Below are 21,758 nucleotides of genomic sequence, written 5' to 3'. Positions count from 1 at the left end.
CGACGAGCCACGACGAATGGCGCACCCCGCAGACCACGGAGTGGGGCAGACGAGACACGGCGGGGGCCGACGGGGCCGACGGGCCGACGAACCGACCGCGCCGGCAGGTCCAGCCCCCGCCGAGGGTCCCGCCCCAGAGAAGCGGACCCGAGCAACGAGCTAGGCCCCCCACCCCGCCTGGTTCCCTCCGACCCGCTCGGCAGCGATCCGCTCCCCCCACCCGGACCGCCGATACGCGGCCACCGGATCCGGGTCGAGCCCCAGCTCGGTGCGAACCTCCGCGAGCAGCGGCCGCACGTCCGTGCTGTAGGCGTCCATGAGCACCGCGTTGGCGGCCAGCACATCCCCGCTCCGCTGGGCCTCGGCGAGCGCGGCGCCGTCCACCAGAAGGGCCTTGGCCGTCGCCTCCTGCACGTTCATCACGGACCGGATGATCGCCGGGATCTTCGCCTCGATGTTGTGACACTGGTCGAGCATGAAGGCGACGTCCGGCGTGAAGCCGCCGCCGCGGATCACCTCGTACATGATCCGGAAGAGCTGGAAGGGGTCGGCCGCGCCGACCATCAGGTCGTCGTCGGCGTAGAAGCGGGAGTTGAAGTCGAAGGCGCCGAGCTTGTTCTCGCGCAGCAGCGTGGCGACGATGAACTCGATGTTGGTGCCGGGGGCGTGGTGCCCGGTGTCGACCACGACCTGCGCCTTGGGGCCGAGCTTGAGGCAGTGCGCGTACGCCGTGCCCCAGTCGGGGACGTCGGTCGCGTAGAAGGCGGGCTCGAAGAACTTGTACTCCAGCAGCATCCGCTGGTCGTCGCCGAGCCGCGCGTAGACCTGGGAGAGGGCCTCCGCCAGCCGGTCCTGGCGTGCGCGGAGGTCGTCCTGGCCGGGGTAGTTCGTCCCGTCGGCGAACCACAGCTTCAGGTCCCGCGAACCCGTCGCGTCCATGATGTCGACGCAGTCGAGCAGGTGGCCCACGGCCTTGCGGCGCACGGCGGCGTCCGGGTGGCAGACGGAGCCGAGCCGGTAGTCGTCGTCCTGGAAGGTGTTGGAGTTGATCGCGCCCAGCTTCAGACCGCGCTCCTCGGCGTGCTTCGCCAGCGCCGCGTAGTCGTCGGTCCGGTCCCAGGGGATGTGCAGCGCGACGGTCGGGGCCGCGCCGGTGAACTCGTGCACCTTGGCCGCGTCGTCCAGCTTCTCCCACGGTGTGCGGGGCACACCCGGTTGCGCGAACACCTTGAATCTGGTTCCCGAGTTCCCGTACGCCCACGACGGCGTCTCGACGGCCTGGGTCTTGAGCGCGGCCTTCACCGCGGCGAACTCGGTCACTTCGGGGCTCCTACGACTTCGGATGCGGCAGCTTCAGGGAAAGGGCTGCTCTGAAACGATTCAGCAGCGAAGTTATGAGCCCCCCGAAGGGCTGTCAACCCCTCCGGCGCGGACCGATCGCCGTGACCCTCTTGTGACACCGGACCGTCGAAGAATTTCGAGACGAACCCATTGACGCGACCTGGGTGGCATGCCTAACGTCCCGGCAATCCAATTGAAACCTTTCACGACGCTGTGGGGCCGTCCCGCCGACGTCGTCGAGGAGCCCCTCATGACCCACCCGTCCGACACGGGACCGGCCCCGGTGCTGGCGCTGAAGGACCTCTCGAAGTCCTTCGGCGCCGTGCGCGCCCTGCGGGACGTGTCCCTGGAACTGTTCGCCGGTGAGGTGCACGCGCTCGCCGGAGAGAACGGCGCGGGCAAGTCGACCCTCATCAAGACGCTCGCCGGCGTGCACCGACCGGACGCCGGCCAGGTGCTGCTGGACGGCCGACCCACCGTCTTCCACGGCCCCGCCGACGCCCGCGAGGCGGGCATCGCGGTGATCTACCAGGAGCCCACGCTCTTTCCCGACCTGTCCATCGCCGAGAACATCTTCATGGGCCGTCAGCCCCGGCGGGCACTCGGCCGCATCGACCACAAGGCGACCCACGCGGCGACCGCGGCCCTCATGAAGCGCCTCGGCGTCGCGCTCGACCCCGAACGTCCGGCGCGCGGACTGTCCATCGCCGACCAGCAGATCGTCGAGATCGCCAAGGCGCTCTCCTTCGACGCCCGCGTACTGATCATGGACGAGCCCACCGCCGCCCTCACCGGCAGCGAGGTGGCCCGGCTGTTCGGCGTGGTGCGCACCCTGCGCGAGCAGGGCTCCGCGGTGCTGTTCATCTCGCACCGGCTGGAGGAGATCTTCCAGATCTGCGGGCGCGTCACGACCCTGCGCGACGGGGCCCTGATCTCCAGCGAGCCGCTGGAGGGCATGTCGGAGGACGACCTCGTCCGCAGGATGGTCGGCCGCGACCTCGACGAGCTCTACCCCAAGCAGGACGTCGAGGCGGGCGACGTCGCCCTCAGCGTGCGGCGGCTGACCCGGGAGGGCGTCTTCACCGACGTCTCCTTCGAGGTCCGGCGCGGCGAGATCGTCGGACTCGCCGGACTCGTGGGCGCCGGCCGCACCGAGGTCGCGCGGTCGGTGTTCGGCGTGGACCGCTGGGACGCCGGAGAGGTGGAGGTCGAGGGCCGCGCGCTGACCAACGGCGCCCCCTCCGTCGCCATGGCGGCCGGACTGGCCCTCGTCCCCGAGGACCGGCGCGCCCAGGGCCTGGTGATGGACATGTCCATCGAGCGCAACATCGGCCTGACCGGGCTGCGGACGACGGTCAGGGCGGGCCTGATGGACCGCGGGGCCGAGCGCAGCCGCTCCCTCGACTGGGCGGTCAGGCTTCAGGTGAAGTACGCCCGGATCGCCGACACCGTCGCCACGCTCTCCGGCGGCAACCAGCAGAAGGTCGTCCTCGCCAAATGGCTGGCCACCGGCCCCAAGGTGCTGATCGTCGACGAGCCGACCCGTGGCATCGACGTCGGCACCAAGGCCGAAGTGCACCGGCTGCTCGGCGAGTTGGCCGCCGACGGGGTGGCCGTCCTGATGATCTCCTCCGACCTGCCCGAGATCCTCGGCATGGCCGACCGCGTGCTCGTGATGCACGAGGGCCGGCTCACCGCCGAGATCCCACGCTCCGAAGCCACCGAGGAATCCGTGATGGCCGCCGCCACCGGGAGGGCCGCCGCATGACAGCCGCCGACAAGGCCGCCCGCACGACATCCGGCGGGCAGGCCGCCCGCATGACATCCGGCGGGCAGGCCACCCGCATGACCACGATCATCCCCCGGAGGGCCGCCGCATGACGGTCACCGCGCCCACCCCCGCCCCCGCCACCGAGGTGCCCAGGTCCAGCGGCACCCGGCTCGTGGACCGCGTCTTCAAGATGCGCGAACTCGCCATCCTGGCCGTCTTCCTGGTGATGATCGCCGTCACCCAGCTCGGCAACAGCGAGTTCCTGTCCGAGCAGGGCATCAAGGACCTGCTGCTCAACGCGACGATCCTCGTGCTGGTCGCCACCGGCCAGTCGCTCGTCGTCATCACCCGCAACGTCGACCTGTCGGTCGGCTCGACCCTCGGCATCAGCGCCTTCGCGGCCGGCACCTACCTCCAGGGCGGCGGCGACCCCGTCGTCGCGGTCCTCCTCGCGGTGCTGCTCGGCGTCGGCTGCGGACTGGTCAACGGCGCGCTCGTCAGCCTCGGCCAGGTGCCCGCCCTCGTCGTCACCCTCGGCACCCTCTACATCATCCGCGGGCTCGACTCCATCTGGGTCGGCTCCCGCCAGATCACCGCGGCCGATCTCCCCGGCGGCTTCGTCGACTTCGGCTCCGGCGGCCTCTCGGCGGTCCCGTATCTCGCGCTGATCGCCCTGGCCGTCCTGGTGGTGGCCGCGTACTACCTCAAGCACTTCGGCAGCGGCCGCGAGCTCTACGCGCTCGGCTCCAACCCGGAGGCCGCGCGGCTCGCCGGCATCCCCGTCCGCAAACGCATCCTCACCGCGTACGTCGTCTGCGGCGGCCTCGCCGGACTCGCGGGCGCCCTCTATCTCGCCCGGTTCGGCAACGTCGACTCCGGAACCGGCAACGGCTACGAACTCACCGTCGTCAGCGCCGTCGTGGTCGGCGGCGTCGTCTTCACCGGCGGCTCCGGCAGCGTCTACGGCGCCGCGCTCGGCGCCCTGCTGCTCACCTCGGTCAACAGCGTCCTGCCCGCCCTCGGCGTCAGCTCCGTCTGGGTGCTCGCCATCAACGGTGTCCTGCTCATCCTCGCCATCGCGGTCGACCGGGTCGTCGCGCTGCGCGTGGCCTCCGCACTGAAGAAGAGGAACGCCCGCCATGGCTGACTCCGCTCTCGCGCGCGCCGTCCGCTGGGACACGGTCGTCGGCGCCCTCCTGATCGTCCTGCTGCTCTTCTCCTTCTCCTTCGTGGACGGCTTCGGCAACGCGCTCAACCTGTCGTTCCTGATCGGCAACACCCTGCCGATCGCTCTGATCGCCCTGCCGATGACCCTGCTCGTGGTGGCCGGCGAGATCGACCTGTCCGTCGCCTCCACGGCTGGGCTCTCCGGCTCGGTGATGGGCGCCCTGTGGAACGAGGGCATGGCGATCGAGACGATCATCCCGCTCTGCCTGGTGCTCGGCGTGGTGTGCGGGCTCGTCAACGGCCTGCTGGTGACCCGGCTCGGACTGCCCTCCCTCGCCGTCACCATCGGCACCCTCGCCGCCTACCGCGGCATCGCGCAGATCGTGCTCGGCTCCGACGCCGTCACCGACTTCCCCACCCAGTACCAGGACTTCGCGGCCGGACGCATCGGGGACAGCTTCGTCCCGCAGGCGCTCCCGCTCTTCCTGGTACTGCTCGCCGTCGCCGTCGTCGTGCTGCACGCCACCCCCTTCGGGCGCTCCGCGTTCGCGATCGGCGCCAACGAGGAGGCCGCCCGCTTCGCCGGCATCCGGGTCAGGCGGCAGAAGCTGATCCTGTTCGTCGCGACCGGCTTCATGGCCTCGCTGACCGGGGTGTTCTGGGCCCTGCACTACGCCAGCGCCCGTTACGACAACGCCACCGGGCTCGAACTGTCCGTCGTGGCCGCCGTCCTGCTCGGCGGCATCGACTTCGACGGCGGCAGGGGCACGCTCGGCGGCGCGATCGCGGGCGTCTTCCTGCTCGGCTCGCTCCAGAACGTGATGAGCCTCCTCAACGTCTCCGCGCAGTCGCAGATCGTCGTCACCGGCGTCCTGCTCGTCGTCTCCGTGCTCGGCCCCCGGGTCGGGCGCCAGATCTCCGTGGCGAGGGCGGGCCGCAGAGCCGCCGCCCCGACGCCGGTCCCGTAACCCCGCTCGGCTCAGCCCCGTACGCGTCACCTCGGTCCGCTCACCCTCGTAAAGGAACCCTCAGTCATGCGCACATCATCGATCCGCCGTACCTGCGCGGCGCTCGCCGCCGTCACCTCCCTCGCCTTGGCCGTCTCCGCCTGCGGCGGCACGACCAAGAACGACGTCAAGGACTCGGGCGGCTCCGGCGCCGCCGCCGGCGCCAAGGCCGACCCGAACGCGGCCACCAAGAAGGGGCTCACCGTCGGCTTCCTGCCCAAGGCGGTCAACAACCCGTACTTCACCTCCGCGGACAAGGGCGGCGAGAAGGCGCTGACGGAACTGGGCTCCAAGTACAAGGAGGTCGGCACCAACAGCGCCACCGACACCAGCGGCCAGGTGAGTTACGTCAACACGCTCACCCAGCAGCAGGTCGACGCGATGGCCGTCTCCGCGCAGGACCCCGGGGCCCTGTGCACCGCGCTCAAGCAGGCCATGACGAACAAGATCAAGGTCGTCACGTACGACTCCGACACCAAGGCCGAGTGCCGCAACGCCTTCGTCTCGCAGGCGAGCGCCGAGGACCTCGGCCGCACCGAGGTGCAACTGCTCGCCGAACAGATCGGCTACAAGGGCGAGATCGCGATCCTGTCCGCCGGGCAGACCGCCACGAACCAGAACACCTGGATCGACTACATGAAGCAGGAGCTGAAGGACCCCAAGTACAAGGACGTCAAGCTGGTCAAGATCGCCTACGGCAACGACGAGGCCCAGCAGTCCTTCCAGCAGACGCAGGGCCTGCTCCAGGAGCACCCGAACCTGAAGGGGATCATCTCCCCGACCACGGTGGGCATCAAGGCGGCCGCGCAGTACCTGTCCGGCTCCAAGTACAAGGGCAAGGTCAAGCTGACCGGCCTCGGCACCCCCAACGACATGCGCAAGTACGTCAAGAACGGCACGGTCGAGGGCTTCGAGCTGTGGGACCCGGCCAAGCTCGGCGAGCTGGCCGCGCGCACCGCCGTGGCGCTCGCCTCGGGGCAGATCACCGGCAAGGAGGGCGAGACCTTCAAGGCCGGCGCCATGGGCTCCTTCACCATCGGCAAGGACGGTGTGATCAGCCTCGGCAAGCCGACCGTCTTCGACGCGAAGAACATCGACCAGTTCGACTTCTGACGTCCCGCCGGGCCGGCGCCGCCACGGCGGGCCGGCCCGACTCCCAGGCCCCGGAGGGTCATCGATGCAGCGCGTGTGCTTTCTGCTGAAGGTCCGTGCGGACCGCCTCGACGAGTACCGCGAGCGGCACGCCGCCGTGTGGCCCGAGATGCTCGACGCGCTCTCGGCCACCGGCTGGCACAACTACTCGCTCTTCCTGCGCGAGGACGGTCTGCTGGTCGGCTACCTGGAGACCGAGGACTTCGCGGCCGCGCGGGCCGCCATGGAAGCCACCGACGTCAACGCCCGCTGGCAGAAGGAGATGGCGCCGTTCTTCACCGCGTTGGACGGCGCCCGACCCGACGAGGCCATGACGCCCCTCACCGAGGTGTTCCACCTCGCCTGACGCGCACCGCCCGGCCGGCCCGCGCACCCGTACCGCCCGTTCCGCCGGCCGGCCCGCGCACCCGTACCGCCCGTTCCGCCGGTCGGCCTCGCGCACCCGTACCGCCCGCACGGCCCGAACCCGTCCGCCCGCAGCCCGATCGAGGAGCCCGTACATGAGACGACGCACCGTACTGACGACGGCCCTGCTGGGCACCGTGGCCGGTCCCGCGCTCGCGGCGGGGACGGCCCGTGCGGCCGCCCCCGGCCCCTCCGTGACGCGGACCGGCACCACCCGACTCGACCCGCAGGCCCTCTACTTCGTCTCCTACGACGGGCTGGTCAACAACAACTCGTTCCAGAAGAACGGCCTGTTGACCTACCGCGGCCACCAGTACGCGGCCTGGTACACCGGTGACCGCAGCGCGGTCGTCGCCCGCCGCGTCCTGGGCGCCTCCACCTGGTCCACGATCACGCTCGGCCACAAGCTCAAGAGCGACGACTCCCACGACGTGATCTCCATGGGCGTTTCCAGGACCGACGGCCGGCTGCACCTGAACATGGACTCCCACAGCGACGGCTTCTTCTACGTCAAGTCGGTGGCCGGGCTGCTCGACAACCCCACGTCCACGGCCTGGACCTCCGCCGTCCTCGGGGCCGTCCAGACCTCCCTGGACGGTCTGGCGCTCACCCCGCAGTTCACCTATCCGCAGTTCGTGGCGACGCCGGAGGGCCGCCTCCAGCTCTCGTACCGCGTAGGCGTCTCGGGGAACGGGCGCAACGCGCTGGCGGAGTACGACGGTTCGTCCTGGACCGCGCTCGGCGAGTGGTCCGCCTCCACCGGGACCTACACCGGCGCGCACGGGTCGAGCACCGCCCGCAACATGTACCTGCACGGGATCGACTACGACGTGAACGGGCGGCTGCACTCCTTCTTCACCTGGCGCGAGCAGAACGCCGCCGTGATGTGCAGCCCCGGCGGCATCACCAACCACGACACCGGATACGTCTACTCCACCGACCGGGGCCGGAGCTGGCGCAACGACGCGGGCACCGTCGTCGGCACCACCGGAACCGCGGGCACCGTCGCCGTCAGCGACCCCGGACTCGTCGTCGACCCCCTCGACCCCGACCACTCCCTGATGAACCAGGAGAGCCAGGCCACCGACTCCGCGGGCCTGCCGCACGCGATCATCAGCTATGTGCCCGGACGCTTCGGGCAGTGCACCACCGACTACGTGAAGGACCGTACGGCGAACGGCCGGGCCTTCCACCTGCGCAAGGGCTCCGCGGGCGGCTGGACCAAGACCGAGATCCCCCTCGCCCTGAACTCCAGCCAGCGCACCAGACTGGTCCTCGACCGCTACGACAACGTCTACGCGATCCTGCCGTACGGGCGGATCGCGGGCGCCTCGAAGTCCTCCGGGCACACCGACTGGACCCTCCTGTTCGACGGCGCCGGCCTGAACGCCTTCGGCGAGGTCGTCATCGACGAGACACGCGTCCCACAGGACGGGACCCTGTCCGTCATGTACCAGGAGAAGTCCGCCGGCACCACGCCGTCGGCCCTGCACGTCGCCGATTTCCGCCTGCCCGCCTGACCCCTGGCTCCGGCCCTCTCGCGGATAATGTGAGGGCCCGCCCGCCGCTACTCGCTCTACTCGTGGAGGTTCCCGCCCGATGGTCCAGTCGGTGGGTATCAAGGACGTCGCCCGTGCCGCCGGAGTCTCCGTCGGCACGGTCTCCAACGTGATCAACCGCCCCGACTCGGTGGCATCCGAGACCAGGGCCCGCGTCCTGTCCGCCATCGACCGGCTCGGCTACGTGCGCAGCGAGTCGGCACGCCAGCTCCGGGCCGGACGCAGCCGGATCATGGGGCTCCTCGTCCTCGACATGGGCAACCCGTTCTTCGTGGACGTGGCGCGCGGCGCCGAGCGTGCCGCGCGGGAGGCCGGGCTCGGGGTGATGGTCTGCAACAGCGCCCAGTCCCCGAGCGAGGAGGCCGACTATCTGTCGCTCTTCGCCGAGCAGCGGGTGCGCGGCGTGCTGCTGACGCCGTCGGACGCGAGCGGGCGCAACATCGAGGCGTTCCGCCGCAACGGCATCCCGTTCGTGCTGGTCGACCGGGTGGCCGAGGGCACCACCGAGTGCTCGGTCTCCGTGGACGACGTGGCGGGCGGCGCGCTGGCCGTCCGGCACCTCGTGGACGCCGGGCACCGCTCGATCGCGTACGTCAGCGGACCACCCGGGCTCAGCCAGGTGAGGGACCGCCGTACGGGCGCCCTGAACGCCCTGCGTGAGGCGGGCCTCGGCCCGGAGAACCTGCGCGAGCTGCCCACCGAGCGCCTGGACGTGGCAGCCGGGCGCGACGCGGGCGCCCGGCTCCTCGGCCTCGCCGAGCGGCCCACCGCCGTCTTCTGCGCCAACGACCTGCTCGCCCTCGGCCTCCTCCAGGCGATGTACGCGGCCGGCGTCGGCGTGCCCGACGACCTCGCGATCGTCGGCTACGACGACATCGAGTTCGCGGCCGCCGCGGCCGTCCCGCTCACCTCCGTGCGCCAGCCCGCGGTCACCATGGGAGCCCTCGCGGCCGAGCTGCTCCTGGAGGAGATCGACGCGGAGACCGCGCCCACGCCGCACGAACACCGCCGCGTCGTGCTCCAGCCGGAACTGGTCGTGCGCCGCTCCAGCCTGGCGGCGCGCTGACCAGCGGTTCAGTTCCCCGTCACCGGCCCGCTGAGTCACTGTTCAGTTCGTCTTCCCGGTCCCCGGCCCGCGGAGCCCGGGCGACATGTGCTGAACTGGGACGCAGCCTGGAATCCGTACGACTCGGGAGACCTGTTGACCGTCAGCTACCGCCAGCCCGGTGTCGTCCTCACCGACCACCGTTTCACCGTGCCGCTCGACCACGACCGACCGGCGGGCGAGACCATCGACCTGTTCGCCCGCGAGGTCGTCGCGAGCGACAAGGCGCACCAGAACCTGCCGTGGATGGTCTACCTCCAGGGTGGCCCCGGCTTCGGGGCGAATCGTTTCGTCGGCCGTCAGGCCTGGCTCGACCGGGCCCTGAAGGACTTCCGCGTCCTGCTCCTCGACCAGCGCGGCACCGGACACTCCACGCCCGCCAACCGGCAGACCCTCCCGCTGCGCGGCGGCGCCCGCGAGCAGGCCGACTACCTCGCCCTCTTCCGCGCCGACTCCATCGTCCGCGACTGCGAGGCCATCCGGCCCGCCCTCACCGGCGGCGCCCCCTGGACGGTCCTCGGCCAGAGCTTCGGCGGCTTCTGCACCGTGCACTACCTCTCCAGCGCCCCCGAAGGGCTGAGCGCCGCCGTCGTCACCGGCGGTCTGCCCTCGCTCGACGGGCACGCGGACGACGTGTACCGCGCCGCCTACCCGCGCATCGAACGCAAGGTCGCCGCGCACTACGCCCGCTACCCGCAGGACGTCGAGCGCGCCCGCCGCATCGCCGAGTACCTGCTCCAGCACGAGCCGGTGCTCGGCGGCGGCTACCGCCTGACCGCCGAGGCCTTCCAGTCGCTCGGCATCCTCCTCGGCGGCAGCGACGGCAGCCACCGCCTGCACTACCTGCTGGAGGACGCCTTCGTGCGCACCCCGCAGGGCCACGCGCTCTCCGACGCCTTCCAGGAGGAGGTCCAGTCGCTCCTGTCGTACGCGGGCCACCCCCTGTACGCGCTCGTCCACGAGGCCATCTACGCCCAGGGCGGCCGGCCCACCGCCTGGTCCGCCGAGCGGGTGCGCGCCGAGTTCCCGCAGTTCGACGCGGCCAAGACGCTCGCGGACGACGGGCCGCTGCTGTTCACCGGCGAGTCCGTGCACCCCTGGATGTTCGAGTCCGACCCGGCCCTGCGGCCGCTGCGCGACACCGCCGAGGAGCTGGCCGCCCGCACCGAGTGGGCGCCGCTGTACGACCCGGCCCGGCTCGCGGTGAACGAGGTGCCGGTGGCGGCGGCGGTCTACCACGACGACATGTACGTCGACGCCGGCCACTCCCTGGCCACCGCCCGTGCCGTGCGGGGTCTGCGCACCTGGGTGACCGACGAGTTCGAGCACGACGGGGTGCGGGCCGGCGGTCCGCGCGTCCTGGACCGGCTGCTCGCGCTCACGCGCGACGACGTCTGATCCGGCCGTCCTCCTCTAGGATTCTGACGGACCGTCAGAATCCTGAGGGGGTACGGATGATCGACACCACCCGCACGGACGTCCCGGAGGACGAGCGACGCCTGCGCCTCGACGTCGAGGACGGCATCGGCGTCCTCACCCTGTGCCGGCCCGCGAAGCTCAACGCCTGGAGCTGGGAGGCCACCCGTCAACTCGGCCTGATCGCCGACCGGATCCGCTTCGACCCGTCGGTCCGGGCGGTGCTCCTGCGGGCCGAGGGGCGCGCCTTCTGCGCCGGGATCGACGTGAGCGCCCCGGGCGGCGCGATCACCGGCCGCTCGGGTGCCGAGCGCGCCCGCGCCTACTACGAGGGCATCCGCTGGGCGCACGAGCGCTTCGCGGCCTTCGCGCGGCTGCCGCAGCCCGTCGTCGCGGCCGTCCAGGGCTACTGCCTCGGCTTCGGGTTCGAGCTCGCGCTGATGGCGGACATCAGGATCGCCTCCCGCGACGCCGTGTTCGCCCTGCCCGAGGCCCAGTTGGGGCTCGCCGTCGACGCCGGCGGAGACCTGCGGATCGCCCGCGAGGCGGGCGCGGGATGGGCGAAGTACCTCGCGCTGACCGGAAGACGGCTCGACGCGGCGACGGCAGAGCGCCTGCACCTCGTCCAACTCCTCACGGACGACACCGCGTTGGACGAGACGGCCCGAACCGTCGCCGCCGAGATCGCGGCGAACGCCCCGCTCGCCGTGCAGGGCGTCAAACACGGCATCGACGCCTACGCCGAAGCCCCGCTGACCGCCGCTCTCGACCGGACCGCCCTGTCGGCCGCGCTCACCCTCACCTCGGACGACGCGGCCGAGGGATACACGGCCAAGGGCGCCCGCCGCGCGCCCCGCTTCGAGGGGAAGTGACCCACGTGTTTTGATCGGTCACTGTTGTGTACGACGAGACAGGCAGGGGGGACCGATGCACGACAGTGAACTTCTCGCGGACAGGTTCGAGGAGCACCGGGGCCGGCTGCGGGCGGTGGCCTACCGGATGCTCGGATCGCTGAGCGAGGCGGACGACGCCGTCCAGGAGACATGGCTGAAGCTCGGCCGCACCGACCCGGACGAGATCAGGAACCTGGCCGGCTGGCTGACCACCGTGACCGGCCGGGTGTGTCTGGACATGCTGCGGTCCCGCACCGCGCGCCGCGAGGACCCGCTGGAGCCCTCGGGCACCTTCGTGCCCGACCCCGTCGTCAGCCCCCTGGACCGGATCGACCCCGAACAGGAGGTGCTGCTGGCCGACTCGGTCGGTCTGGCCCTCCTCGTGGTCCTGGAGACGCTGGAGCCCGCCGAACGGCTCGCCTTCGTCCTGCACGACATGTTCGCGGTGCCCTTCGACGACATCGCGCCCATCGTGGGCCGGAACACCGCCGCCACCCGGCAGCTCGCCAGCCGGGCACGCCGGCGCGTCAAGGGAGCCGCCCCCGAGCCCGAGCGGGACGCCGTCCGGCAGCGCGAGGTCCTCGACGCCTTCCTCGCGGCGTCACGCGGAGGCGACTTCGAGGCGCTCGTCGCCGTCCTCGACCCCGATGTCGTGCTGCGCGCCGACGCGGGCGCGCTGGTCGGCGGCGTGACCGTGTCCAAGCTGGTGCGCGGGGCCGAGGCGGTTGCCGGTCAGGCCCTCGCCTTCCGCCGGTTCGCGGCGAGTTCGCGGCTCGTCCGGGTCAATGGGGAGGCGGGTGTCGTCGCGATCGTGGACGGCCGGCCGCAGTCGGTCATGGGCGTCACCGTCGCCGACGGCAGGATCGTCGCGATGTACATCCTGGCCGACCCCGACCGGCTCGCCCGGCTCGACCTCGCGGGGGACAAGCCGGGGGAGTGACCGTCAGCCGGTGAAGGGACCACGCCCCAGTTGGTCCCGCACCGGCGTGACCGGCGAGGCGACCAGGTCCCTTCGCTGCCAGTTCGCGCCGTCGACCACCAGGGTGTGACCGGTGATGAAGCGGGCGTAGGGGGACGCCAGGAAGGTGGCGGCCCAGCCGAGCTCGCGGGGCACGCCGACGCGCAGGGCCGGCTGCCGCCGGCCGAGCGCGTCGGCCGCCCCGTCGCGCGTGCCCGAGCCGTCCGGCGTGACTTCGCCGCCCGGTGCGTTCCCGGGGTGCCGGCCATCACGGCCGGGGTGCCGGTCATCCCGCTCGCCGCTGCCGTCCCGCCCGCCCCTGGCGCGCCGAGCGCCCTGGCCGGGCCCGTGGTCCCCGGGGCTGGAGTCGGCCCCGCCGCCTGTGCCGCGGGCCAGGTTGCCGCGGATGTCCTCCGTCATGTCCTCGTGCGGCATCAGCCCCGGCACCAGACCGTTGACCTGGATGCCGTACGGTCCCCACTCGACCGCCAGGGTCCGCACCAGGCTCTCCACGCCGGCCTTGGCCGCCGCGCTGTGCGCGAAACCGGGACCGCCGGTCCAGGCGTAGGACGCGCCGACGTCGATGACCGAGCCCGGCGTGCCCGCCGCGAGGTGACGTCGGCCGAACTCACGGGTCATCAGAAACGTTCCGGTGAGCGTGATGTCGACCACGGCCTGCCAGGCGTTCGGGGACATGTCCTCGGTGGCGACGGGGAAGTTGGCGGCCGCGTTGTTGACCAGCACGTCGGGCAGCCCGCCCTCGTCGAACACCTCGGAGACACGCTTCGGGTCCCGGATGTCGCAGACCGCGGACCTGACCCGCGTGCCCAGCTTCGCCAACTCGGCCCGGGCGGGCGCCAGATGACGCTCACGGCGGCTGACGATCAGGAGATCGGCGCCCAGCCGGGCGAACTCCGCCGCGATCGCCCTCCCGAGTCCGGTGCCGCCGCCGGTGACCAGCACCAGCGAGCCGTCGAACGTCCCGGCCGGCAAGGCGCTCGCGCCCAGCGGGGGAGGGGCGGGGAGACCGGGGAGCGCGATGTCGTCCATGGCGCACTCGATACCCGGTGCGCCGTCAGACATCAAGAGCGGGAGCGAGCACATCGCGGCGGGGGCGCGGGGCCGCCGAATCGGCCCGGCTCAGGGCGGGTGGAGAGGTCAGTAGGCTGGAGGACATGCCAGAGGAAGTCCGTACATCCCCGGATCCCCGTGACGAACTGCGCGCCGACTGCGGGAGCTGCTTCGGGCTGTGCTGTGTCGCGCTGCCCTTCGCCCGCTCGGCCGACTTCGCGATCGACAAGCGCGCGGGGGAGCCCTGCCCCAATCTGCGCGAGGATTCCCGGTGCGGCATCCACACCCGGCTGCGGCCCGCGGGCTTCACGGGCTGCACGGTCTACGACTGCTTCGGGGCCGGGCAGCACGTCTCCCAGGTGACCTTCGACGGCGAGGACTGGCGCTCGGGGCCGAAGGAGCGCGCCCGGCTGATGTTCGACGTGTTCCCCGTCGTGCGCCACCTGCACGAACTGCTGTGGTACCTGAACGAGGCCCTGACGCTGCCCGCCGCACGTCCGGTGCACGCCGACGTCCGGCGTCTGATCTCCACGACCGAACGCCTCACCCGGCAGGGCCCCGAGGAGCTGGCCGCGCTGGACGTCGGCGCGCACCGGCGGAAGGCCGGCGAACTGCTGCTGCGGGCGAGCGAACTCGTACGGGCCGAGTCCGGCGGGGGCAGGCGGAAGGACCGGCGTGGCGCGGATCTGATGGGGGCCCGGCTCAAGGGCGCCGACCTGCGGGGCGCGAGTCTGCGCGGGGCGCTGCTCGTCGCCGCCGACCTCACGGGGGCCGATCTGCGCGGAGCCGACCTGATCGGCGCCGACCTCCGGGACACCGACCTGACCGACGCCGATCTGACCGGGGCCCTGTTCCTCACCCAGCCGCAGCTCGACGCGGCCCGCGGCAGCGCCGGCACCCGCCTCCCGGACTCGGTCTCCCGCCCCGGCCACTGGACGGCCCGGAGCTGAGAGCCCCACCTCCCGGAGCTGGGAGACCCGCTCGGGCCGACAGCGGCACCCCTCCCGTCGGCAGCCCACGCCGGGAGGGGGGCGGCCTCACTCGCTCGCGCCGGCCAGGGTCTCCGTCCGCCCGGGCGTCACGGGCGCGCGCCGTTCCAGATGCAGGCGCAGCCCCTCGGGCATCAGGGTCAGCCGCTCGGCCACCCGCAGCCGGTAGTCGGGGTCGGGCCGCAGGTCGTAGCGGCGCAGCAGCAGTCCGAGGACCAGCGTCGCCTCGTGCAGCGCGAACTGGCGGCCGATGCAGGCGCGCGCCCCGGTGCCGAAGGGCTTGAAGGTGTGCGCGGGCCGGGCCCGTACCGCCTTCGCGTCGAAGCGGTCCGGGTCGAAGCCCTCCGCGTCGGCGCCCCACACCTGCGGGTCGCGGTGCAGCATCGCGGTCAGGACCAGCGCCCACGCGCCCTGCCGCATCGGATGGACGCCGCCGAGCACGGTGTCGTGGCGGGCCTCGCGGGCGAACGCCGGTGCCGTCGGCCACAGGCGCAGCGACTCGTCGAGGACCCGGCGCACGTAACGGAGTTTGGCGACCTGTTCGTAGCCGGGCCGGTCCGTGCCGCCCCAGACGCGGTCCACCTCGGCCCGGGCGCGGGCGGCCGTCTCCGGGTGCCGGGAGAGGTAGTGCAGGGCGAAGGACAGGGCGCCCGAGGTGGTCTCGTGGCCGGCGATGAGGAAGGTGATGACCTGGCGGCGGATGTTCTCGGGGGTCAGCCGTTCCCCGGTCTCGGGGTGGGCCGTCTCCAGCATGCGGTCGAGCAGGTCGCCGTCGCCACCCGCGCCCCGGCGGGAGGCCACGACGGCGTCGACCGTGCGGTTGAGGTAGGCCATGTCCGCCGCGTTGCGCCGGGTGGCGCCGCGCAGCAGGACGGGCGCCAGCGGGACCGGGACGACGTTGAGGCGCTGTGCGTAGGTCAGCGTGCCCACCATCGCGTTCACGAAGGGGTGCGGCCGGGAGCGCTCGAAGGAGGCGAAGTCATGGCCGAAGCCGGTTCTGGCGATCGTCTCCAGCGTCAGTTTCGTCATGTCGCCGGGCACGTCCACGGCACGGCCCGCGGCCTGTTCCCGGTCCCAGTGGCCGGTCAGCCGCTCGGTCACGGCCAGCATCATGGGGTGGTAGCCCTCCATGGCCTCGCGGCCGAAACCGGGGGCCAGGACGTCGTGCGCGAGCTGCCAGTTGGGCTCGTGGTTGTAGGCGGTGAACAGTCCGTCCCCGGCGACCGGACGGAGGTTGGCGACCCCCAGGCCCACGTGTTTGGCGAACCGCGACTCGTCGGCGAGTTCGGCGGCGAGGTCCGCGCCCCAGACGAAGACGATCTCGTTGCGGAAGGCGCGGCGCCGGAAGATCGGTCCGAGCCGCTTCCCGAACTTCATGGAGTCCTGGAGCGGGGAACGGACGTTCGCGCCCAGCACGTCGCCGACCAGCGGGACGCGGCGCGGCGGGTGCGGGATGCGGTGGAGCTCCGGCCAGCCCAGTTCCGCGCTGCGGAACCCCTTCGGCCGCGCCGCCGCCTTCGTCTCCGCCATGACGCCATCTCCCTTGTGACTCGGGCAGGTTGAGTCTGTTGTACGTGAGTTCAATAGCGGAGTTCAGTCTGATCCCGTTGTTGAACCGGCGTCAAGTAAAGTGCGGGCATGACGGGGAAGCAGGGGGAGCGCGCACGCCGCCGGCTCAGTACCGAGGCGCGCCGGGAGCAGCTCCTGTCGGTGGGCGCCCGCCTGTTCTCGGAGAGTCCGTACGACGACGTCTGGATCGAGCAGGTCGCCGAGATCGCCGGAGTCTCGCGGGGGCTGCTGTACCACTACTTCCCGACGAAGCGGGACTTCTTCGCCGCCGTGGTCGAGCGGGAGAGCGGGCGGATGCTGCGGATGACCGCGGCGGTGCCCGGTGTCCCGGTGCGCGAGCAGCTCGGCGCGGGCCTGGACACCTTCCTCGGGTACGTGCAGGAGCACGCGCACGGGTTCCGTGCCTTCCACCGTGCCGACGCGGCCGGTGACCAGGCCGTGCGCAGGGTCTATCAGCAGGCCCTGGCCGCGCAGGAGCGGCAGATCCTCTCGGCCCTGGCCGCGGATCCCGAGCTCGGCCGGTCCGCCGAGGACCGGCCCGAACTGCGGATCGCCGTCCGCGGATGGCTGGCCTTCACCACGGCCGTGTGCCTGGAGTGGCTGCGGGACGCGGACCTGACCCGTGACCAGGTGCGGGATCTGTGCGCGCGGGCGCTGCTCGGCGCGATCACGCCCTGAGGTCCGCTCTGCGCGGTGGCCGTGACGCCCCTTTCGGGTGGGCCTGGGTCCACGCACACCTCTTCGATCGGCAAGGTGTGGTTGGCGTACGCCCGGATCTTCGATAGGTTAGGCAAGCCTTACCTAAGGAGGAATCTGATGGGTGACCGTCACACCTGGACGGCCGCGCCCGCCGCGGCGGAGCACGCCCGCTCGGTGCTCGCCGCGGCCTGGTCCTGCGCGGTGAGCGCCGAGGGCGGCCGCGAGGAGTTCGTCGGCGCGCACTCCGTCACCGCCGACGGCCGGGTGCTGCTGCGGGTGCCCGAGGACAGCGCGCTGCTCGCCGCGGCCATCTGCTCCCCGCGCGGAGAGCCGTCCGCCGTCCTGGAGTTCGCGGATGTCGCACCGGTCCCCGTACGGAACCGGATCCGGGCCCGCCTCTGGCTCGCCGGCTGGTTCGTCCCCGAGGACGGGGAGCTCTCGTTCCGGCCCACCCGCGCGGTGCTGCGCCGGCCCGGCGGGACCGTGGTCGTCGATCTGGACGAGCTCGCCGAGGCCCGGCCCGACCCGCTCGCCCTCGCCGAGGCGCAGCTCCTGACCCATCTCGCCGACGCCCACCCGGACGCCGTCGAGCGGCGCACCCGTCTCGTCGAACCGGACAGCCTGCACGGCGCCGTGCGCGTCCAGCCCCTCGCCGTCGACCGCCACGGACTCACCCTGCGCATCGAACGGGCGCGCGGCAACGGCGACGTACGCCTGCCGTTCCACGCGCCCGCCGACGACGTCTCCCAGCTCACCGAGCGCATGCACGTCCTGCTCACCCAGGCGAGCCTCGCCTCCTGCCCCCGTCCGCTACAGCGGCAGCGCACAGACCGCGAGGGGTGAGGCGAACGGCGCGCCCACGCGCCGGAGTTCACCGCTCTCCTGGTCGACCCCGAAGACCGTCACCGTGCCCGACCGCTGGTTCGCCGCGAACAGCAGCCGCCCGTCCGGCGAGAGCGCGACGTGCCGCGGGAAGGCGCCGCCCACCGGCACCGTGTCCAGCAGCCGCAGCCGGGCTCCGTCCGCCTCGACGGCGTACCGCGTCAGGCTGTCGTCGCCCCGGTTGGCGAGATACGCGTACGACCCGTTCGGCGTCACGACGAACTGGGCCGGGTAGCTCGTGCCGCCTCCCGTGCCCGTGGACTGTGCCTCGCCCACCGAGAGGCGGCCCGTCGCCGGGTCGTAGCCGCACACCGTCACCGTGTTGTCGGCCTCGTTGGCGAGATACGCGTACCGGCCGCCGGGGTGGAACGTGAGATGGCGCGGACCCGCGCCCGGCCGCGTCCGCGCCCGGGAGACCTCGGTGAGCGTGCCCCGGGTCTCGTCCAGCCGGTAGGTGTACACCGTGTCGGTGCCCAGATCGACGGCGAGCAGATGGCCGCCGTCCGGAGCGGTGACGAACTGGTGCGCGTGCGGGCCCTGTTGGCCGGGACCGGGCGCCGGGGACGTGTGTCGGACCAGATCGGTCCGCTCGCCGAGCGCACCGGAGGCCTCGACGGGATGCACCGCGACGCTCCCCGACGCGTAGTTCGCGCTCAGCAGCCAGCGGCCGCTCGGATGCACGGACAGATGGCAGGGACCCGAGCCGCCCGTGGAGCGGCTGCCCAGCACCTCTCTCCCCGGCAGCCCCACGGCCGTCACCGCGCCCGCGTCCTGCTCGTCGACCGCGTACAGCGCCCGGCCGTCCGGATGCACGGCGAGGAAGGAGGGATTGTCGACGCCCGTCACCACACCGCCGCCGGTGACCGCGCCGGTCGCCGGGTCGTACGTGGCGACACCGATGCCCTTCCCGCCGCCGTCCCCGGAGGTGTACGTGCCCAGGAACAGTCGACGCGGACCGGCGGAGGGAGCCGTCGACGGGGGCGCCGACCCGGACGCCGACGCCGAGGGACCGGCCGGCGGCGCCTTCGGGACCGGGGCCTTCGGACGAGCGGTCGTCCCGGCGGGGTCCGCCTGGGGTGCCGCGCACGACGGGACCGCCGTGACCGCGGCCGCCCCCGCGAGCGCGGCGACGAAACGGCGTCTGGTCCAGCCGCCGCCCGCGTCGCGCGACGGCCCTGCACCACTGCTCATGCCTGCACCTCGGGGTGTCGGTTGCCTCGGCCGGAACGGCCACCTTGGCGTGCGGCACCCCTCACGTGCAACAACGGCCCCCCGCGGTGCGCCCCACGCAACGCGCGAGGCGCACCGGCGGGATCCACCCGTCGCGCGACGCCGGGACCTACCAGTCGCCGTCCCCGACGGGCTTGCCCGGCGCGTCACCGAGCGGCTGCACCTGATGCGGCGAGGGCTGCTGCCAGGGCTCGTGGTCGTCGCCCAGCCAGTCGCCGACCGGCTGCACCGAACCCAGCTCGTCCGTGGGCGCCAGGTCGGCGGCGTCCTGGTCGTAGTAGTCGAACCAGGGGAGCCCCGCGCGGGTGTACGCCGCACGGTCCACCGGGGACGGCGGGGGCGCCTCGCCGGTGATGCGGCGCCACTCCGGAGGCGTCACGAGGTGGACGAACACGCGTCCGGCCGGCTCCTTCGCCCAGGCCTTCAGCGGCCGGTCGTCGCGATAGACCTCCTGGCGCATCGAGCCGCCGACGCCGAGACCCATCGCCGGGGCGCTGCGCGCACGCGGGGCACCCCCGGCGGGCGCGGCGCCGGGAGCGGCCCCGGGTGCGGGTGGCGCGGCCATCATCGGCATGGCCGCGCCGTACCCGCCCGGTGCCTGGGGCATCCGGCTGAGCGCCTCCGTCCGGCGGCGCTCCGCCTCCCGCCACGCCGCCAGCTCTCCGGCCTCGAGCGGGAACGACTGGAGCTGGACACCGCCCCAGACCTCCTCGCCGGTGACCTGGCCCTCGACCGTCGCCCCGAGACCCAGCGGTACGGCCACGAACTGGCGGACCGTCCCCTTGCCGGAGTTGATCCCGTCGAGCCACGGCTGCCGGGGGAGGACGACGTAGTTCTGCGGATCACGGGTGAGCCGGGAGCTCCACGGCTTGCCGGAGACGGCGCAGACCTTGCCCACGCCCACCTGCAACGCGGCCGGCTCCGCCGTCCCGGCGAAACTCAGCCACATGGCCTCGCGCAGATACACCGGCAGCATCACACCGCCGCGCGCCCGCCACTCGGCGGGCACCCGGTCGCCGTAGTCCTCGACGCGCCGGACGGGGAACTCCCCGAGCCCCGGCGGCAACGCGTGCGTGCCCGTCTCGGGCAGCCGCAGTGTCCGTATGAACCGGACCTGCACCCCGCCCGGCAGCCGCAGTGCGTTCCCGTCGATCCGCACGGTGTCCTCGGTCATCCGCCCGCCCCCTCGTTCTCCTGCCACCGGCCACGCCGTGCGGCTCACCGCCACGGCGTCGTGCCGTTTCCGCTCACGGAACTCGTCATCTAGAACGCGCGGAGGCGTCGGAACGGTTCCTCCTCCGGCGCGGCAGGCGCAGCCGGTTCCGCAGCCGGGTCAGGCGCGGCCGGCGCTCGCGCTGCTCACGGGTGCAGCGGTCCAGCTCCTCGAACAGACGCCGGGTGCGGTGCTCGGTGTCCAGCTCGTCGAGGATGCGGGTGACCTCGGTCAGGACGGAACCGTGGAGCTGCCACTGGCTCGGGTCGCGCTGGACCTCCTCCAGGAAGAGCTGGGCCAGCTTGTCGCGGGTGGCGGCGGCGGTGGCGAGTTCCGCGCTGAGCCGCTCCTCGGCGGACACCGCGTTCTGGGTGACATCGGTGGTCACCAGCACCGCGAAGCTGACGATCGCGTCGGCGACCTCCGACAGCAGTTCCTGGAGGACGGCTCCGGCCTGCGGTTCGAACAGGGGCCGCGGCTCCCGCTCCTTGGCCAGGTCGGTGAGACTGCGCGCCAGGACCCGCAGGACCACCGTGCAGATCTCCAGGGTGTCCAGGCCCGTGCGCAGCACGACCCGGTGCATCAGCCCCTCGCGCACCCGCGGGTTGAGCTTCAGGCTGTCCTCGGCCTGCCGCAGGGCCGCGTCCACCCCGGCGATGTCGTTGTCCAGCCGACGGGCCTCGTGCAGCCGCTCGGCCGCCACGTGGAAGGGCGTGTTCGAGGCGGCCCCCTCGCCGACCCGCAGCATCAACTGCCGCATCCGGCGTGCCAGGTCCTCGATCTGCTCCCCGGCCATGTCGACCCACACGGGCGGCGCGAGCACCAGATTGCAGGTGAGGCCCACGACCGCGCCGATCAAGGTCTCCAGCACGCGGGCCCACGCGGTGTCGCCGACCCTGGTGACACCGAGGACCAGCATGGCGCTGATCGCCACCTCGGGCACGAACTCGCTGACCCGGACCAGATGCCCCACCGCCAGCGAGGCGAGGATGATCAGCCCCAGACTCCACCAGGTCAGGCCGACCAGGCTGCTGAAGCCGATGGCGATGACGACGCCCACCACCACGGAGTTCACCCGCCGGATCGCGGTGGTGATCGTCGAGTACAGGGTGACCTGTACGACCAGCAGCGCGGTCAGGGGCGCGGTCAGCGGCGCGGGTTCGGGACTGAGATGGATGGCCACCACGTACGCGATCGTCGCGGCGGCCGTCGAACGAAGTGTCTGGACGACCACCGGCTCCCGGCGACGCTCCACGATCTTCGCGACGGACGCCGTCCACTCACCACGTGCCTCGTGCATCCTTGGGGCCTTCCCGTTTAACACGGGTACC

Annotated in this window: 19 protein-coding genes; 13 read left to right on the top strand and 6 right to left on the bottom strand. The window is 72.4% G+C overall.

All coding sequences use genetic code 11. From position 1 onward, the window contains the following. Nucleotides 1–159 precede the first annotated feature (159 nt). Nucleotides 160–1,320: an L-rhamnose isomerase gene (gene rhaI / locus ACZ4TO_RS03595; RefSeq protein WP_382779445.1), complete on the bottom strand. Its 1,161-nt coding sequence runs from the start codon at nt 1,318–1,320 to the stop codon at nt 160–162. Nucleotides 1,321–1,591: 271 nt separating this feature from the next. Here rhaI and ACZ4TO_RS03590 point away from each other — a divergent pair, with 271 nt between their 5' ends. The 10 genes from ACZ4TO_RS03590 (at nt 1,592) to sigJ (ending at nt 12,756) form a co-directional block, all read left to right on the top strand. Next, nucleotides 1,592–3,109 carry a sugar ABC transporter ATP-binding protein gene (locus ACZ4TO_RS03590; protein ID WP_468023300.1) on the top strand — a complete coding sequence of 506 codons (1,518 nt, stop codon included), beginning with the start codon at nt 1,592–1,594 and terminating at the stop codon, nt 3,107–3,109. Between the two features lie 109 nt (nt 3,110–3,218). Continuing rightward, nucleotides 3,219–4,259 carry an ABC transporter permease gene (locus tag ACZ4TO_RS03585; protein WP_382779451.1) on the top strand — a complete coding sequence of 347 codons (1,041 nt, stop codon included), beginning with the start codon at nt 3,219–3,221 and terminating at the stop codon, nt 4,257–4,259. Continuing rightward, on the top strand, nt 4,252–5,247 hold the full coding sequence (locus ACZ4TO_RS03580) for an ABC transporter permease (RefSeq protein ID WP_468023299.1): 996 nt from the start codon (nt 4,252–4,254) through the stop codon (nt 5,245–5,247). The genes ACZ4TO_RS03585 and ACZ4TO_RS03580 overlap by 8 nt, the downstream gene beginning before the upstream one ends. Before the next feature lie 66 nt (nt 5,248–5,313). Continuing rightward, nucleotides 5,314–6,399 (top strand): rhamnose ABC transporter substrate-binding protein, encoded by a 1,086-nt coding sequence (rhaS, locus tag ACZ4TO_RS03575; protein ID WP_468023298.1) that lies wholly within the window; start codon nt 5,314–5,316, stop codon nt 6,397–6,399. Nucleotides 6,400–6,463: 64 nt separating this feature from the next. Continuing rightward, nucleotides 6,464–6,784, top strand: a complete 321-nt coding sequence (locus ACZ4TO_RS03570; RefSeq protein ID WP_385038703.1) for an L-rhamnose mutarotase — start codon at nt 6,464–6,466, stop codon at nt 6,782–6,784. A gap of 154 nt (nt 6,785–6,938) precedes the next feature. Next, nucleotides 6,939–8,363 carry a BNR repeat-containing protein gene (locus ACZ4TO_RS03565; protein ID WP_468023297.1) on the top strand — a complete coding sequence of 475 codons (1,425 nt, stop codon included), beginning with the start codon at nt 6,939–6,941 and terminating at the stop codon, nt 8,361–8,363. A gap of 79 nt (nt 8,364–8,442) precedes the next feature. After that, complete coding sequence (locus ACZ4TO_RS03560) at nt 8,443–9,468, top strand: LacI family DNA-binding transcriptional regulator (RefSeq protein WP_382779464.1); 1,026 nt, start codon at nt 8,443–8,445, stop codon at nt 9,466–9,468. 135 nt (nt 9,469–9,603) lie between these two features. After that, nucleotides 9,604–10,905: an alpha/beta fold hydrolase gene (locus ACZ4TO_RS03555; RefSeq protein ID WP_468023296.1), complete on the top strand. Its 1,302-nt coding sequence runs from the start codon at nt 9,604–9,606 to the stop codon at nt 10,903–10,905. 56 nt (nt 10,906–10,961) lie between these two features. Continuing rightward, nucleotides 10,962–11,795, top strand: coding sequence for an enoyl-CoA hydratase/isomerase family protein (locus tag ACZ4TO_RS03550; RefSeq protein ID WP_468023295.1), 834 nt, complete (start codon nt 10,962–10,964; stop codon nt 11,793–11,795). A 55-nt stretch (nt 11,796–11,850) separates the two neighbouring features. Continuing rightward, nucleotides 11,851–12,756 carry an RNA polymerase sigma factor SigJ gene (gene sigJ, locus ACZ4TO_RS03545; protein WP_385038694.1) on the top strand — a complete coding sequence of 302 codons (906 nt, stop codon included), beginning with the start codon at nt 11,851–11,853 and terminating at the stop codon, nt 12,754–12,756. A 3-nt stretch (nt 12,757–12,759) separates the two neighbouring features. On the opposite strand, the gene ACZ4TO_RS03540 is transcribed toward sigJ, so the two are convergent. After that, nucleotides 12,760–13,824 carry an SDR family oxidoreductase gene (locus tag ACZ4TO_RS03540; RefSeq protein WP_468023294.1) on the bottom strand — a complete coding sequence of 355 codons (1,065 nt, stop codon included), beginning with the start codon at nt 13,822–13,824 and terminating at the stop codon, nt 12,760–12,762. Nucleotides 13,825–13,949: 125 nt separating this feature from the next. On the opposite strand from ACZ4TO_RS03540, the gene ACZ4TO_RS03535 reads away from it, so the two are divergent. Next, nucleotides 13,950–14,795: a pentapeptide repeat-containing protein gene (locus ACZ4TO_RS03535; RefSeq protein WP_468023293.1), complete on the top strand. Its 846-nt coding sequence runs from the start codon at nt 13,950–13,952 to the stop codon at nt 14,793–14,795. An 87-nt stretch (nt 14,796–14,882) separates the two neighbouring features. Here ACZ4TO_RS03535 and ACZ4TO_RS03530 read toward each other — a convergent pair whose 3' ends face one another. Further along, nucleotides 14,883–16,364 (bottom strand): cytochrome P450, encoded by a 1,482-nt coding sequence (locus ACZ4TO_RS03530; RefSeq protein WP_468023292.1) that lies wholly within the window; start codon nt 16,362–16,364, stop codon nt 14,883–14,885. Between the two features lie 108 nt (nt 16,365–16,472). Here ACZ4TO_RS03530 and ACZ4TO_RS03525 point away from each other — a divergent pair, with 108 nt between their 5' ends. Continuing rightward, on the top strand, nt 16,473–17,081 hold the full coding sequence (locus tag ACZ4TO_RS03525; protein ID WP_382779485.1) for a TetR/AcrR family transcriptional regulator: 609 nt from the start codon (nt 16,473–16,475) through the stop codon (nt 17,079–17,081). Nucleotides 17,082–17,219: 138 nt separating this feature from the next. Then, complete coding sequence (locus tag ACZ4TO_RS03520) at nt 17,220–17,945, top strand: DUF2470 domain-containing protein (protein ID WP_468023291.1); 726 nt, start codon at nt 17,220–17,222, stop codon at nt 17,943–17,945. On the opposite strand, the gene ACZ4TO_RS03515 is transcribed toward ACZ4TO_RS03520, so the two are convergent. From ACZ4TO_RS03515 to ACZ4TO_RS03505, 3 genes are all read right to left on the bottom strand, one after another. Next, entirely contained in the window at nt 17,913–19,175 is a 1,263-nt protein-coding gene (locus tag ACZ4TO_RS03515; RefSeq protein WP_468023290.1) for a lactonase family protein, read from the bottom strand. The two genes, ACZ4TO_RS03520 and ACZ4TO_RS03515, sit on opposite strands and share 33 nt — an antisense overlap. 148 nt (nt 19,176–19,323) lie before the next feature. Further along, nucleotides 19,324–20,388 (bottom strand): hypothetical protein, encoded by a 1,065-nt coding sequence (locus ACZ4TO_RS03510; protein ID WP_468023289.1) that lies wholly within the window; start codon nt 20,386–20,388, stop codon nt 19,324–19,326. Nucleotides 20,389–20,473: 85 nt separating this feature from the next. Further along, nucleotides 20,474–21,727, bottom strand: a complete 1,254-nt coding sequence (locus ACZ4TO_RS03505; protein ID WP_468023288.1) for an FUSC family protein — start codon at nt 21,725–21,727, stop codon at nt 20,474–20,476. Nucleotides 21,728–21,758: the final 31 nt, after the last annotated feature.

This window comes from Streptomyces sp. NPDC028298 (assembly GCF_055565895.1).
Note: the sequence above shows the minus strand (reverse complement) of the source record. Positions and strands in the feature narration are given on the sequence as shown.